This is a genomic window from Actinoplanes subglobosus, assembly GCF_042650585.1.
Classification (GTDB): domain Bacteria; phylum Actinomycetota; class Actinomycetes; order Mycobacteriales; family Micromonosporaceae; genus Actinoplanes; species Actinoplanes subglobosus.
Genome location: NZ_JBHSBL010000012.1, coordinates 172,429 through 187,451, shown reverse-complemented (window position 1 = coordinate 187,451; position 15,023 = coordinate 172,429). Strand labels below are relative to the sequence as shown.

The window sequence follows — 15,023 nt, the reverse complement described above, 5'->3', positions numbered from 1 at the left end:
AGTGGCTGAAGCACTGAGAGAGGAGGGACATGGCGGACAAGCCGGTCCGGGCCGACAAGGCGTCGGCCGTTGCAGAGCTCACGGATCACTTCCGTGACTCGGCGGCCACCGTGTTGACCGAATACCGCGGCCTCACCGTGAAGCAGCTCACCGAGCTGCGGCGGTCGCTGGGCGGCGAGAACAAGTACGCCGTCGCCAAGAACACGCTGGCGAAGCGTGCTGCGAACGACGCGGGTATCGAGGGTCTCGACGCGCTGTTCACCGGTCCTACCGCGCTCGCCTTCGTGAACGGTGACGTGGTCGAGGCGGCCAAGGGCCTTCGTGCCTTCGCCAAGGCCCACCCCGTTCTCGTCATCAAGGGCGGTGTCTTCGAGGGCAAGGCCATCACGGCGGACGAGGTCAACAAGCTTGCTGACCTCGAGTCCCGTGAGGTGCTGCTGGCCAAGCTGGCCGGCGCCATGAAGGCGAACCTCAGCAAGGCCGCTGCCACGTTCCAGGCGCCCCTCACCAAGACGGTGCGCACGGTCGAGGCTCTGCGGGCGCAGCGCGAGCAGGCCGGTTCCGCAGAGGCCTGAGGCCTCGCGCGAACCGTTAAACGTCAAAGTTCTTAGGAAAGGTTGCCAATCATGGCGAAGATCAGCACCGAAGACCTGCTCGAGGCCTTCAAGGAGATGACCCTCATCGAGCTCTCCGAGTTCGTGAAGGAGTTCGAGAACGTCTTCGACGTCAAGGCTGCCGCTCCGGTCGCGATCGCCGGCCCCGCCGCCGGTGGCGCCACCGCCGAGCCCGAGGCCGAGAAGGACTCGTTCGACGTTGTCCTCGAGGGCGACGGTGGCAAGAAGATCCAGGTCATCAAGGTCGTGCGTGAGCTGACCGGCCTGGGCCTCAAGGAGGCCAAGGACGCCGTCGAGTCCGCCCCCAAGGCGATCCTCGAGGGTGTCAACAAGGAGAAGGCCGAGGCCGCCAAGGCCAAGCTCGAGGGCGAGGGCGCGAAGGTCACCCTCAAGTGATCTAACGCTCCACAGCGTTCTTCTTCGATGGCGGGGACCCGTTACGGGTCCCCGCCATCGTCGTTCCTCTTCTTGTTCGGGCAGCTCAGCGCCTCCCTCATGGAGGGTCGTCGACCGGCACGGCAAAGGCTGCCAATACTCGCTAATCATGCGTTAAGGTCCGTTTGGTGCGCCGGGTGGATGACCGCAGCCGTCCGACCCGCGGCACAGCCCTTGACTGTGTGTCGGCGGACAGGCACGCTGACATCAGCAAGTTTCCGCGCTTGCGACAGCCGCCCAATGGGTAACGGGGGTTCTACTACCGATACCCGTCGGACCGGCACCAGAGGATTTCGCCGCGTTTCTGAGCGGCCCCGTCACGGCACTGACCGCGGATGCGCAGGTCAGAGGAGATGGGGACACGTTCCGCAGGCAACCTCGGGTGTGGGGCTGGACAGCGGTTAGCCGAGCGGCTACACTGCTAGTTTGCGCTGCCTTCTGCCTTGCCTTCGACTGAGATATCCATGTGGATAACTCTCTTGGGGGCTCATTGGAGTGCACGCAGACCAGTTGCATCAGCAACTCAGCCGCATAGCAGCACCGGTCCTCGGAAGGACGCATCTTGGCAGCTTCCCGCCCTGCGAAGACCAGCCGTACGTCGAGCGCTTACGCACCCCGCCGGGTCTCTTTCGGCCGGATCACCGAGCAGCTAGAGGTCCCCAACCTCCTCGCCCTCCAGACGGAGTCGTTCGACTGGCTGGTCGGCAACGAGGCTTGGCAGGCCCGGACGACGGACGACCCGCATGCCCACTCGGGCCTCGCAGAGATCCTCGAAGAGATCAGTCCCATTGAGGACTTCTCCGGCACCATGTCGCTGTCCTTCTCATCTCCGCGCTTCGACGAGGTCAAGGCCTCGATCGAGGAGTGCAAGGAGAAGGACCTGACCTACTGTGCCCCGCTGTTCGTGACCGCGGAGTTCACCAACAACACCACTGGCGAGATCAAGAGCCAGACCGTGTTCATGGGTGACTTCCCGATGATGACCCCCAAGGGGACGTTCGTCATCAACGGCACCGAGCGGGTCGTGGTGAGTCAGCTCGTCCGTTCGCCGGGCGTGTACTTCACCAAGGAGCCGGACAAGACCTCCGACCGCGACCTCACCAGCGTCAAGGTCATCCCCAGCCGGGGTGCCTGGCTGGAGTTCGACATCGACAAGCGCGACACGGTCGGCGTCCGCATCGACCGCAAGCGCCGGCAGGCCGTCACCGTCCTGCTGAAGGCGATCGGTTGGTCCGCCGACCAGATCCGTGAGCGGTTCGGCTGGTCCGAGCTGCTCATGACGACGCTGGAGAAGGACCACATCGCCGGGCAGGACGAGGCCCTGCTAGACATCTACCGCAAGCTCCGCCCCGGCGAGCCGCCGACGCGTGAGAACGCGCAGACCCTTCTCGACAACCTCTTCTTCAACCCGAAGAGGTATGACGTCGCCAAGGTCGGCCGTTACAAGTTCAACAAGAAGCTCGAGATCGACGTCCCGATCGTCCGGGGCACGCTCTCCGAGGAAGACATCGTCAAGACCGTCGACTACCTCTGCCGGCTGCACGCCGGTGAGGACGGTTACGAAGCGGACGACATCGACCACTTCGGTAACCGGCGTCTGCGTACGGTCGGCGAGCTCATCCAGAACCAGGTCCGCGTGGGCCTCTCCCGGATGGAGCGCGTCGTCCGCGAGCGGATGACGACCCAGGACGTCGAGGCGATCACGCCGCAGACCCTGATCAACATCCGGCCCGTCGTGGCCGCGATCAAGGAGTTCTTCGGTACCTCGCAGCTGTCGCAGTTCATGGACCAGACCAACCCGCTCGCGGGCCTGACCCACCGCCGTCGTCTGTCGGCGCTGGGCCCGGGTGGTCTGAGCCGTGAGCGGGCCGGCTTCGAGGTCCGTGACGTGCACCCGTCCCACTACGGCCGGATGTGCCCGATCGAGACTCCCGAGGGTCCGAACATCGGTCTGATCGGCGCGCTCTCGACGTTCGCGCGGGTCAACCCGTTCGGCTTCATCGAGACGCCGTACCGGAAGGTCGACGACGGCGTCGTCAGCGACGAGGTGCACTACCTCACCGCTGACGAGGAGGACCGGTTCATCAAGGCCCAGGCGAACGCCGTGCTGTCCAGCGACGGCACCTTCGCCGAGGACCGCGTCCTGGTCCGCCGTAAGGGCGGTGAGGTCGACTACGTGCCCGGCACCGAGGTCGACTACATGGACGTCTCGCCGCGGCAGATGACCTCCGTCGCGACCGCGATGATCCCCTTCCTCGAGCACGACGACGCCAACCGTGCCCTCATGGGCGCGAACATGCAGCGTCAGGCCGTGCCGCTGGTCAAGGCCGAGTCGCCGCTCGTCGGTACGGGTATGGAGTACCGCGCCGCGGTCGACGCCGGTGACGTGGTCGTCGCCGAGGTCGGCGGCGTGGTCGAGGACCTGTGCGCCGACTACGTGACGGTGCACCAGGACGACGGTCACCGTCGTACCTACCTGCTGCACAAGTTCCGTCGGTCGAACGCCGGCTCCTGCGTCAACCAGAAGCCGATCGTGTTCGAGGGCGACCGGGTCGAGGCCGGCCAGGTCATCGCCGACGGTCCCTGCACCGACGAGGGCGAGATGGCCCTCGGGCGCAACCTGCTCGTCGCGTTCATGTGCTGGGAAGGCCACAACTACGAGGACGCGATCATCCTGTCGCAGCGCCTCGTCCAGCAGGACGTCCTCACCTCGATCCACATCGAGGAGCACGAGGTCGACGCCCGCGACACCAAGCTGGGCCCGGAGGAGATCACCCGCGACATCCCGAACGTCAGCGAAGAGATGCTGGCGGACCTGGACGAGCGCGGCATCATCCGGATCGGCGCCGAGGTCGTCCCCGGCGACATCCTGGTCGGCAAGGTCACGCCCAAGGGCGAGACCGAGCTGACCCCGGAGGAGCGCCTGCTCCGCGCCATCTTCGGTGAGAAGGCCCGGGAGGTCCGGGACACCTCGCTGAAGGTTCCGCACGGCGAGACCGGCACCGTCATCGGTGTCCGGACGTTCTCCCGCGAGGACGGCGACGAGCTGCCCCCCGGCGTGAACGAGCTGGTCCGGGTCTACGTCGCCCAGAAGCGGAAGATCCAGGACGGTGACAAGCTCGCCGGCCGCCACGGCAACAAGGGCGTCATCTCCAAGATCCTGCCGGTCGAGGACATGCCGTTCCTCGAGGACGGCACCCCGGTCGACATCGTGCTCAACCCGCTCGGTGTGCCCTCGCGTATGAACATCGGCCAGGTTCTGGAGACCCACCTCGGGTGGATCGCCAAGACCGGCTGGTCGGTCGAGGGTGACGACGAGGAGTGGAAGCGTCAGCTCCGCTCGATCGACGCGCACGAGTCGATCGCCGACAGCAACGTCGCGACTCCGGTCTTCGACGGTGCTCAGGAAGAGGAGATCAAGGGCCTGCTGGAGTCGACCCTGGTCAACCGCGACGGTAAGCGGCTGGTCAACGGCGACGGCAAGGCGCAGCTGTTCGACGGTCGTTCCGGTGAGCCTCTGCCGGACCCGATCTCGGTCGGCTACGTCTACATCCTCAAGCTGAACCACCTGGTCGACGACAAGATCCACGCTCGGTCGACCGGCCCGTACTCGATGATCACGCAGCAGCCGCTGGGTGGTAAGGCGCAGTTCGGTGGCCAGCGGTTCGGCGAGATGGAGTGCTGGGCCATGCAGGCCTACGGGGCGGCTTATGCCCTGCAGGAGCTGCTCACCATCAAGTCCGACGACGTCCTCGGCCGAGTGAAGGTCTACGAGGCCATCGTCAAGGGCGAGAACATCCCGGAGCCGGGAATCCCGGAGTCGTTCAAGGTGCTTCTCAAGGAGCTCCAGTCGCTGTGCCTGAACGTCGAGGTGCTGTCCAGCGACGGTGTGGCTCTTGAGATGCGCGAGACCGACGACGAGGTCTTCCGGGCCGCGGAGGAACTCGGTATCGACCTGTCCCGGCGCCCGAACGAGGGCGTCAGCAGCGTCGAGGAGATCTGACGGAGAGCGTCCCCGGTGTTCAGCAGAACACCGGGGACGCCCCCGCCGGCCTTGAATTCACCCGAGCAACGAAACACGAGGGATAGTCCAAGTGCTCGACGTCAACTTCTTCGACGAGTTGCGCATCGGCCTTGCTACCGCTGACGACATCCGGCAGTGGTCGCACGGCGAGGTCAAGAAGCCCGAGACGATCAACTACCGCACCCTCAAGCCCGAGAAGGACGGACTCTTCTGCGAGAAGATCTTCGGTCCGCAGCGGGACTGGGAGTGCTACTGCGGTAAGTACAAGCGGGTCCGGTTCAAGGGCATCATCTGTGAGCGCTGCGGCGTCGAGGTGACCCGTTCCAAGGTCCGTCGCGAGCGCATGGGTCACATCGAGCTGGCGGCGTCGGTGACCCACATCTGGTACTTCAAGGGTGTCCCGAGCCGGCTCGGCTACCTGCTGGACCTGGCCCCCAAGGACCTCGAGAAGATCATTTACTTCGCCTCGTACGTGGTGACGAGCGTTGACGCCGAGTCGCGTCACCGTGACATGTCCACGATCGAGAACGAGATCTTCGCCGAGAAGCGCCAGTCCGAGAACGGCCGTGACTCGGAGATCGAGAAGCGGGCCGCCAAGCTGGAGCAGGACCTCGCCGAGCTCGAGGCCGAGGGCGCCAAGGCCGACGTTCGCCGCAAGGTGAAGGAAGCCGGCGAGCGCGAGATGCGCCAGATCCGTGACAAGGCGCAGCGCGAGATCGACCGCCTCGACGAGGTGCTCGACACCTTCCGCAAGCTCGACTCCAAGCAGCTGGTCACCGACGAGCTGCTCTACCGCGAGCTGCGCGACCGCTTCGGTGAGTACTTCACCGGTGGCATGGGCGCCGAGGCCATCAAGGCCCTGCTCGAGAACATGGACCTGGACGCCGAGGCGGAGAACCTCCGGGAGATCATCCGCACCGGTAAGGGCCAGCGGAAGATCCGGGCGCTCAAGCGGCTCAAGGTCGTCGCGGCGTTCCTGAACACCCGCAACTCGCCGCTCGGCATGGTCCTGGACTGCGTCCCGGTCATCCCGCCGGACCTGCGCCCGATGGTGCAGCTCGACGGTGGCCGTTTCGCGACCTCCGACCTGAACGACCTGTACCGCCGGGTCATCAACCGGAACAACCGCCTCAAGCGCCTGATCGACCTCGGTGCCCCCGAGATCATCGTGAACAACGAGAAGCGGATGCTCCAGGAGGCCGTCGACGCGCTGTTCGACAACGGTCGTCGTGGCCGTCCGGTCACCGGCCCGGGTAACCGGCCGCTGAAGTCGCTGTCGGACATGCTCAAGGGCAAGCAGGGCCGGTTCCGTCAGAACCTGCTCGGCAAGCGCGTGGACTACTCCGGCCGTTCCGTCATCGTCGTCGGCCCCCGGCTCAAGCTGCACCAGTGCGGCCTGCCGAAGCAGATGGCGCTGGAGCTGTTCAAGCCGTTCGTGATGAAGCGCCTGGTCGACCTGAACCACGCGCAGAACATCAAGTCCGCCAAGCGGATGGTCGAGCGGCAGCGCCCGGTCGTGTGGGACGTCCTCGAAGAGGTCATCTCCGAGCACCCGGTTCTGCTGAACCGTGCGCCGACCCTGCACCGCCTCGGCATCCAGGCCTTCGAGCCGCAGCTGGTCGAGGGCAAGGCCATCCAGATCCACCCGCTCGTCTGCACCGCGTTCAACGCGGACTTCGACGGTGACCAGATGGCGGTCCACGTGCCGCTGTCGGCCGAGGCTCAGGCCGAGGCCCGGATCCTGATGCTGTCGTCGAACAACATCCTCAAGCCGGCCGACGGCAAGCCGGTCACCATGCCCACCCAGGACATGGTCATCGGTCTGTACCACCTGACCCACCAGACGGCCGGAGCCAAGGGCGAAGGCCGGGTGTTCAGCTCGGACGCCGAGGCTCGGATGGCGTTCGACAACGGCGAACTGCACCTCCAGGCGTCCATCAAGGTCCGCCTCCGCGAGATCATCGGCGTGGACAACGGTGCCAAGGGCGAGACCTGGGTCGCGCCCGAGGACTGGGTGGAGGGCGACCAGGTTCTGGTCGAGACCACCCTGGGCCGGGTCATCTTCAACGAGACGCTGCCCCCGGGGTACCGGTACGTCAACTACGAGATCCGCAAGGGTCAGCTGTCGGCGATCGTCAACGACCTCGCCGAGCGCTTCCCGAAGGTCGCCCTGGCCGCGACCCTCGACGCGCTCAAGGAGGCCGGCTTCCACTGGGCGACCTGGTCCGGTGTGACGATCGGCATGGGCGACGTCATCGGCCCTCCGCGCAAGCCGGAGATCCTCGCTCGCTACCAGGGCGAGGCCGACCAGATCGACAAGCAGTACCAGCGTGGTCTGATCACCGGTGAAGAGCGTCGTAGCGAGCTCATCGACATCTGGACCAAGGCGACCAACGAGATCTCCAAGGAGATGGAGACCGCGCTGCCGCAGGAGAACCCGCTCTGGGTCATGATCAACTCCGGCGCCCGCGGTAACCTCCTCCAGCTCCGGCAGATCGCCGCGATCCGTGGTCTGGTGGCCAACCCCAAGGGTGAGATCATCCCGCGGCCGATCACCTCGTCGTACCGTGAGGGTCTGACCGTTCTGGAGTACTTCATCTCCACGCACGGTGCCCGTAAGGGTCTGGCCGACACCGCGCTGCGTACCGCCGACTCGGGTTACCTGACCCGTCGTCTGGTGGACGTCTCGCAGGACGTCATCATCCGCGAAGAGGACTGCGGCACCGAGCGCGCGATCCCGATGCAGGTGGGCGAGCGCGAGGCGGACGGCAAGCTGGTCGTCCACGTGCACGCCGAGACCGGTGTGCACGCCCGGACGCTGGCCGACAACATCACCGACTCGGCCGGCAACCTGGTCGTGGCCCGTGGTGAGGACCTCAACTCGATCCTCGTCGACAAGCTGGTCGCCGCGGGTGTCGAGAACGTGCGGGTCCGCAGCGTGCTCACCTGTGAGTCGAAGCTCGGCGTCTGCGCGGCCTGCTACGGCCGCTCGCTGCCGACCGGTAAGTCGGTCGACATCGGCGAGGCCGTCGGCATCATCGCGGCCCAGTCCATCGGTGAGCCCGGCACGCAGCTGACGATGCGTACCTTCCACACCGGTGGTGTCGCGGGTGAGGACATCACCCAGGGTCTGCCGCGTGTGCAGGAGATCTTCGAGGCCCGTGTGCCCAAGGGCAAGGCGCCCATCGCCGACACCCCGGGACGCGTGCGGATCGAGGACGGCGAGCGTTCGCGGAAGATCATCGTGGTGCCGGACGACGGCAGCGACGAGATCGTCTACGACAAGATCTCGAAGCGCGTCAAGCTGCGCATCCCGGACGGCGGCCACGTCGGCGTCGGCGAGAAGCTCACCGAGGGCACCATCGACCCGCACGAGCTGCTGCGCATCATGGGCCCGCGCGCGGTCCAGGTCCACCTGACCAGTGAGGTCCAGGAGGTCTACCGCTCGCAGGGTGTGCTCATCCACGACAAGCACATCGAGATCATCATCCGCCAGATGCTCAAGCGGGTGACGGTCATCGATTCCGGCGCGACCGAGTTCCTGCCGGGCATCCTGGTCGACCGGGCGCTCTTCGAGTCGGAGAACCGCCGGCTCGTGGGCGAGGGTGGCGAGCCCGCCGCCGGTCGTCCGGTGCTGATGGGTATCACCAAGGCCTCGCTGGCGACCGACTCCTGGCTCTCGGCGGCCTCCTTCCAGGAGACCACCCGGGTGCTCACCGACGCTGCGATCAACTCGCGCAGCGACTCGCTGGTGGGCCTCAAGGAGAACGTCATCATCGGTAAGCTCATCCCGGCCGGTACCGGTATCTCCAAGTACCGCAACATCCGGGTCGAGCCGACCGAGGAGGCCAAGGCCAAGGTGTACTCGATGACCGGGTACCCGGAGACCGACTACGGTTTCGGGCCGGCCAGCGGGCAGGCTGTGCCGCTGGACGACTTCGACTTCGGGTCGTACCGCTAAGGGTTCTCTCGATGGGGCGGTCGCGCATGGCGCGGCCGCCCCATCGGCGTTCCTAAGATGGGCTGGTGACTCTTCCCGTCGTCCCCACCCGACACCCGATGGACCCGGAGCCGGTGCCGGCGACGAAGGCACGGGCCGTCTTCGCCCTCGGACTGGTGGGTCTGCTCACCGGAGCGCTCGTGGGCGGGGTGATCCCGGCCACGCTCGCGCTCGTCCTGGCCCGCCAGTCCGCCCGTCAGGCCTATGCGGCGGGTGGCTATCTGACCGGGTCGGCCTGGATCCGGCGTGGCGAGAGGCTGGCCTGGGGCGGTCTGGTGCTGGCCCTGACCGCGCTCGTGGTGCTCCTGATCGCCGGCCTGCTGCATCTGGCCGCGGCTCCGGGCGGGCAGGACTTCGCACCGGGTACCGACTGAGCGGGCTCCAGCGGGCGTACAGGGTGGGCTGCCATGTGTCCCGTACGGGTGACATGCTTTCGATATGACGCATCCCTCGGGCCCGCCGTACCAGCAGCCGTCGTTCGGGCCGCCGCCGGCGCCGTACAGTGCGTCGCCCGCTCCCTATGCGTCGCCCTACGCCTACGCCGCCCCTCCGCCGCCCTCGGCGACCTGGCAGCCGGAGCGGGTCGATCAGGTGACCGGGACCGGGTTCGGTCTGGTGCATCTCCAGGTGCCGCCGATCACGTCGGGAGCGGCGATCGGCTCACTGGTGGCCGGCATCGGTGCGATCCTGGTCTCGATCGCGGTGCTCTGTTTCGGGCTGACCGGTGCGGAGGAGGGCTGGGGCGCCTGGACAGCCGGGGCGTTCACGCTGCTCAGCGTGATGGCCTGTGCCGGCGCGGTGGCCCTCGGTGTCTTCGCCCGCCGCCAGATCAACAGCAGCCCGCATCCGGGGCGGGTCCGATTCACCGGCCGCGGCCTGTCCACCAGCGGGATCGTGTGCGGGATCACCGGCGCCGCGCTCTCGTTGCTGGCGCTCGGGCTCGGCCTGGCGGTGCAGTTGTCGTGAACGATCCGCGGCGTCGCGGCGGTGCCCCGAGCGCAGATCTGGCACCGCGAGGATGGCACGCAGGAGTACCCGGTACACTGGTATACGGAGATGTCCATCGTGGGAGCCTGGGCTCATTTTGACCTGGGTGCGCAGGGTGGGTAGTCTTTCCCTTCGTGCCCGGGCTCGCCCGGGCAACTCGTGCGTGCACCCGTTTAGGAACGTGCGACGGGATATAGCACCACGTCGGACAGGGCTCGGTGAAGGGCCCTGTTCACACAGACAAAGCCGGAGCGCGTGAACCTTTCGCGCGTGACGGGACCGTGAGCCGGACGACACGCCCGACCGCGGGTGCGGGACACTCCCACCGGGAGGGGTCCGCACACAGAGGCAGAAACAGACGGTGCGGCCGTATTACAGGAAGCGGCCGAAGGGAGCGGAGAAACCCGGTGCCCACGATCCAGCAGCTGGTCCGCAAGGGCCGCCAGGCGAAGACGAGCAAGACGAAGACGCCGGCGCTGAAGGGAAGCCCCCAGCGGCGCGGCGTGTGCACGCGCGTGTACACCACTACCCCCAAGAAGCCCAACTCTGCGCTGCGCAAGGTCGCTCGTGTGAAGCTGAGCAGCCAGATCGAGGTCACGGCGTACATCCCGGGCGTCGGCCACAACCTCCAGGAGCACTCCATCGTGCTCGTGCGCGGCGGTCGTGTTAAGGACCTCCCGGGCGTCCGTTACAAGATCGTCCGTGGTTCGCTGGACACCCAGGGTGTCCGCAACCGCAAGCAGGCTCGCAGCCGTTACGGCGCGAAGAAGGAGAAGAGCTGACATGCCGCGTAAGGGACCCGCTCCGCGCCACCCTGTGGTCGCTGACCCGGTGTACAACTCCCCGCTGGTAACGCAGCTGGTCAACAAGATCCTGATCGGCGGCAAGCGTCAGCTCGCCGAGCGCATCGTGTACGGAGCCCTGGAAGGCGCCCGCGAGAAGAGCGGCACCGACCCCGTGGTCATCCTCAAGCGCGCGATGGACAATGTGAAGCCGACCCTCGAGGTCCGCAGCCGCCGCGTCGGTGGCGCGACCTACCAGGTTCCGGTCGAGGTCCGCACTCCGCGTCAGACCACTCTCGGTCTGCGCTGGCTGGTCCAGTACTCGAAGGCCCGCCGTGAGAAGACCATGATCGAGCGCCTGCAGAACGAGCTGCTCGACGCCAGCAACGGCCTGGGTGCCGCTGTCAAGCGTCGCGAGGACACTCACAAGATGGCGGAGTCCAACAAGGCCTTCGCGCACTACCGCTGGTAAGACCCTGCTGGGGGCCCGGCATTCGCCGGGCCACGGCAGTCGTACCGGTCCACGAGACAGACGACGAAGAAAAGTAGGGATGGAAGTGGCCGCCGCAGACGCGCTCGCCAAGGTACGCAACATCGGCATCATGGCGCACATCGACGCTGGTAAGACCACGACGACCGAGCGAATCCTGTTCTACACCGGCATCACGTACAAGATCGGTGAGGTCCACGAGGGCGCCGCCGTCATGGACTGGATGGAGCAGGAGCAGGAGCGCGGTATCACCATCACTTCCGCCGCCACCAAGTGCGAGTGGAAGGGTCACACGATCCAGATCATCGACACGCCCGGCCACGTCGACTTCACGGTCGAGGTCGAGCGGTCGCTGCGCGTGCTCGACGGCGCGGTGGCGGTCTACGACGGTGTTGCCGGCGTGGAGCCCCAGACCGAGAACGTCTGGCGTCAGGCGGACAAGTACAACGTCCCGCGGATGTGCTTCGTCAACAAGCTGGACCGGACCGGCGCGGACTTCTTCCGCTGCGTTCAGATGATGATCGACCGGCTCAACGCGACCCCGCTGGTCCTCCAGATCCCGATCGGGCTCGAGGGCGACCACATCGGTGTCGTCGACCTGATCGAGAATCGCGCGCTCACCTGGCGTGGGGAGACCCAGAAGGGTGAGGACTACGCCATCGAGGAGATCCCGGCCGACCTCGTCGACCAGGCCGCCGAGTGGCGCGAGAAGCTCATCGAGACCCTCGCGGACGTCGACGACGCCGTGATGGAGAAGTACCTCGAGGGCGAAGAGGTGTCGGTCGAGGAGATCAAGGCCGCCATCCGGCGCGCCACGATCGCCAGCAAGGCCAACCCGGTCCTCTGTGGCTCGGCGTTCAAGAACAAGGGTGTGCAGCCGATGCTGGACGCCGTTGTCGAGTTCCTGCCGTCGCCGCTGGACATCCCGGCCATCGAGGGCACCGCGACCGACGGCGAGACGCCGATGCAGCGGAAGCCGTCGAACGACGAGCCCTTCTCGGCCCTGGCCTTCAAGATCCAGACCGACAAGCACCTCGGCAAGCTGACCTACGTCCGGGTCTACTCCGGCACGCTCGAGACCGGTACCCAGGTGGTCAACTCCACCAAGGACCGCAAGGAGCGGATCGGCAAGATCTACCAGATGCACGCGAACAAGCGTGAGGAGCGCAACACCGCGCAGGCCGGCGACATCATCGCCGTCCAGGGTCTCAAGCAGACCACCACCGGTGACACGCTCTGCGACCCGGCGAAGCCGGTCATCCTCGAGTCGATGACCTTCCCGGAGCCGGTCATCCAGGTCGCCATCGAGCCGAAGACGAAGTCCGACCAGGAGAAGCTGGGCACCGCGATCCAGCGCCTCGCCGAGGAGGACCCGACCTTCCGGGTCTTCAACGACGAGGAGACCGGTCAGACCATCATCGCCGGCATGGGCGAGCTGCACCTCGACATCCTCGTCGACCGCATGCGGCGCGAGTTCAACGTCGAGGCCAACATCGGCAAGCCGCAGGTGGCCTACCGTGAGACGATCCGCGGCACCGTGGAGAAGCTCGACTACGTCCACAAGAAGCAGACCGGTGGTTCGGGTCAGTACGCGAAGGTCATCGTCAAGGTCGAGCCCTTGGGCCTCGAGGCCGACGGTCCGACCTACGAGTTCGTGAACGCCGTCACCGGTGGTCGTATCCCGAAGGAATTCATCCCCTCGGTCGATGCGGGTGCGCAGGACTCCCTCCAGTACGGCGTTCTCGCCGGCTACCCGCTGGTGGGTGTCAAGTTCACGCTGCTGGACGGTCAGTACCACGAGGTCGACTCGTCCGAGATGGCGTTCAAGATCGCCGGCTCGATGGCGATGAAGGAAGCGGCCCGCAAGGCCGACCCGGCTCTTCTCGAGCCCATGATGGCCGTTGAGGTCACCACCCCTGAGGACAACATGGGTGACGTCATCGGCGACCTCAACTCCCGGCGCGGCATGATCCAGTCGATGGAGGAGCGCCACGGCGCCCGCGTCGTCAAGGCTCTGGTTCCGCTCTCGGAGATGTTCGGCTACGTCGGCGACCTCCGGTCGAAGACTGCGGGCCGGGCGAGCTACAGCATGCTGTTCGACTCCTACGCCGAGGTTCCGCAGAACGTGGCTAAGGAGATCATCGCTAAGGCCACCGGCGCCTGACGCGTTGAGGCACGTGCGGCCTGTCGAGGGCCGCACGTGCACTAGCAGTCGACAGAGTCCTGAGCGCCTTACTGGGCGTGCCGGGCGAAAAGAATTGATCAGTCCACAGGAGGACACCAGTGGCGAAGGCGAAGTTCGAGCGGACTAAGCCGCACGTCAACATCGGCACCATTGGTCACATCGACCACGGTAAGACGACGCTGACTGCGGCCATCACGAAGGTCCTGCACGACGAGTTCCCGGACCTGAACCCGTACACCCCGTTCGACGAGATCGACAAGGCGCCGGAGGAGAAGGCCCGCGGCATCACGATCTCGATCGCGCACGTCGAGTACCAGACCGCGGCGCGTCACTACGCGCACGTGGACTGCCCCGGCCACGCCGACTACATCAAGAACATGATCACCGGTGCCGCGCAGATGGACGGCGCGATCCTGGTGGTCGCCGCGACCGACGGCCCGATGCCGCAGACCAAGGAGCACGTGCTCCTGGCCCGCCAGGTCGGCGTTCCGTACATCGTCGTCGCCCTGAACAAGAGCGACATGGTCGAGGACGAGGAGCTCCTGGAGCTCGTCGAGCTCGAGGTCCGCGAGCTGCTCAGCACCTACGAGTTCCCGGGCGACGACCTGCCGGTCGTCCGCGTGTCGGCGCTCAAGGCCCTCGAGGGTGACCCCGAGTGGACCGGCAAGCTCCTCGAGCTGATGAACGCGGTCGACACCGCGATCCCGCAGCCCGAGCGCGAGACCGAGAAGCCGTTCCTCATGCCGATCGAGGACGTCTTCACGATCACCGGCCGTGGCACCGTGGTGACCGGTCGCGCCGAGCGCGGCATCCTCAAGCCGAACGAGGAGGTCGAGATCGTCGGTATCCGCGAGAAGTCGACCAAGACCGTTTGCACCGGCATCGAGATGTTCCGCAAGCTGCTCGACGAGGCCCGCGCGGGTGAGAACGTCGGTCTGCTGCTCCGCGGCATCAAGCGCGAGGACGTCGAGCGCGGCATGGTCGTCGTGAAGCCGGGCACCTCTACTCCTCACACGGAGTTCGAGGGCCAGGTCTACATCCTCTCGAAGGAGGAGGGTGGCCGGCACACCCCGTTCTTCCAGAACTACCGGCCGCAGTTCTACTTCCGCACCACGGACGTCACCGGCGTCGTCACGCTGCCCGAGGGCACCGAGATGGTCATGCCCGGCGACTCCACCTCCATGTCCGTGAAGCTGATCCAGCCGATCGCCATGGACCAGGGTCTGAAGTTCGCGATCCGTGAGGGTGGCCGCACCGTCGGCGCCGGAACGGTCACGAAGATCACTAAGTAATTGAGGGTTTCGACCCTCAGGTGACCCCGATTAGCAATGTCGGATTCGATCCGGCATACTAGTCAGGTTGCGTCCGCGCGGGGTGGGTAGCCAGTTGCAGCTAAAACTGCTTTATGGTTGCCCACCCTCGCCGGGTGTCCGGGTGTGTTCTGTTTGCCGCCCGACACCACAGATCCCCGTGATCGACTGGAGTGCCTAGCACTCTGCCCGGGCT

10 protein-coding genes are annotated in these 15,023 nt (G+C 66.2%); all 10 read left to right on the top strand.

The genetic code is table 11. The features are described from left to right. The first annotated feature begins 29 nt into the window (after positions 1-29). The 10 genes from rplJ (at position 30) to tuf (ending at position 14,809) form a co-directional block, all read left to right on the top strand. Complete coding sequence (gene rplJ, locus ACFO0C_RS11900; RefSeq protein WP_317788726.1) at positions 30-575, top strand: 50S ribosomal protein L10; 546 nt, start codon at positions 30-32, stop codon at positions 573-575. Positions 576-626: 51 nt separating this feature from the next. Beyond that, positions 627-1,010 carry a 50S ribosomal protein L7/L12 gene (rplL, locus tag ACFO0C_RS11895; RefSeq protein WP_378066629.1) on the top strand — a complete coding sequence of 128 codons (384 nt, stop codon included), beginning with the start codon at positions 627-629 and terminating at the stop codon, positions 1,008-1,010. Positions 1,011-1,611: 601 nt separating this feature from the next. Further along, the gene (rpoB, locus tag ACFO0C_RS11890) at positions 1,612-5,052 is read left to right on the top strand and encodes a DNA-directed RNA polymerase subunit beta (RefSeq protein WP_378066628.1); all 3,441 of its coding nucleotides are present in this window, start codon (positions 1,612-1,614) and stop codon (positions 5,050-5,052) included. A gap of 91 nt (positions 5,053-5,143) precedes the next feature. Continuing rightward, on the top strand, positions 5,144-9,034 hold the full coding sequence (locus ACFO0C_RS11885) for a DNA-directed RNA polymerase subunit beta' (protein ID WP_378066627.1): 3,891 nt from the start codon (positions 5,144-5,146) through the stop codon (positions 9,032-9,034). A gap of 98 nt (positions 9,035-9,132) precedes the next feature. Next, the gene (locus ACFO0C_RS11880) at positions 9,133-9,447 is read left to right on the top strand and encodes a hypothetical protein (RefSeq protein ID WP_378066755.1); all 315 of its coding nucleotides are present in this window, start codon (positions 9,133-9,135) and stop codon (positions 9,445-9,447) included. A 64-nt stretch (positions 9,448-9,511) separates the two neighbouring features. Beyond that, complete coding sequence (locus ACFO0C_RS11875; protein ID WP_378066626.1) at positions 9,512-10,039, top strand: hypothetical protein; 528 nt, start codon at positions 9,512-9,514, stop codon at positions 10,037-10,039. 428 nt (positions 10,040-10,467) lie between these two features. Further along, on the top strand, positions 10,468-10,842 hold the full coding sequence (gene rpsL, locus ACFO0C_RS11870) for a 30S ribosomal protein S12 (protein WP_014440718.1): 375 nt from the start codon (positions 10,468-10,470) through the stop codon (positions 10,840-10,842). 1 nt (position 10,843) lies between these two features. After that, the gene (gene rpsG, locus ACFO0C_RS11865) at positions 10,844-11,314 is read left to right on the top strand and encodes a 30S ribosomal protein S7 (protein WP_043531103.1); all 471 of its coding nucleotides are present in this window, start codon (positions 10,844-10,846) and stop codon (positions 11,312-11,314) included. Between the two features lie 85 nt (positions 11,315-11,399). Then, the gene (gene fusA, locus ACFO0C_RS11860; RefSeq protein WP_378066625.1) at positions 11,400-13,496 is read left to right on the top strand and encodes an elongation factor G; all 2,097 of its coding nucleotides are present in this window, start codon (positions 11,400-11,402) and stop codon (positions 13,494-13,496) included. A gap of 119 nt (positions 13,497-13,615) precedes the next feature. Then, entirely contained in the window at positions 13,616-14,809 is a 1,194-nt protein-coding gene (gene tuf, locus ACFO0C_RS11855) for an elongation factor Tu (protein ID WP_106315560.1), read from the top strand. Positions 14,810-15,023: the final 214 nt, after the last annotated feature.

Bases quoted from the DNA above. Each gene is read 5' to 3' on its own strand.
- ACFO0C_RS11875 (WP_378066626.1), top strand. From the start codon at position 9,512: ATGACGCATCCCTCGGGCCCGCCGTACCAGCAGCCGTCGTTCGGGCCG.
- rpsG (WP_043531103.1), top strand. From the start codon at position 10,844: ATGCCGCGTAAGGGACCCGCTCCGCGCCACCCTGTGGTCGCTGACCCG.
- rplJ (WP_317788726.1), top strand. From the start codon at position 30: ATGGCGGACAAGCCGGTCCGGGCCGACAAGGCGTCGGCCGTTGCAGAG.
- ACFO0C_RS11880 (WP_378066755.1), top strand. From the start codon at position 9,133: ATGGACCCGGAGCCGGTGCCGGCGACGAAGGCACGGGCCGTCTTCGCC.
- rplL (WP_378066629.1), top strand. From the start codon at position 627: ATGGCGAAGATCAGCACCGAAGACCTGCTCGAGGCCTTCAAGGAGATG.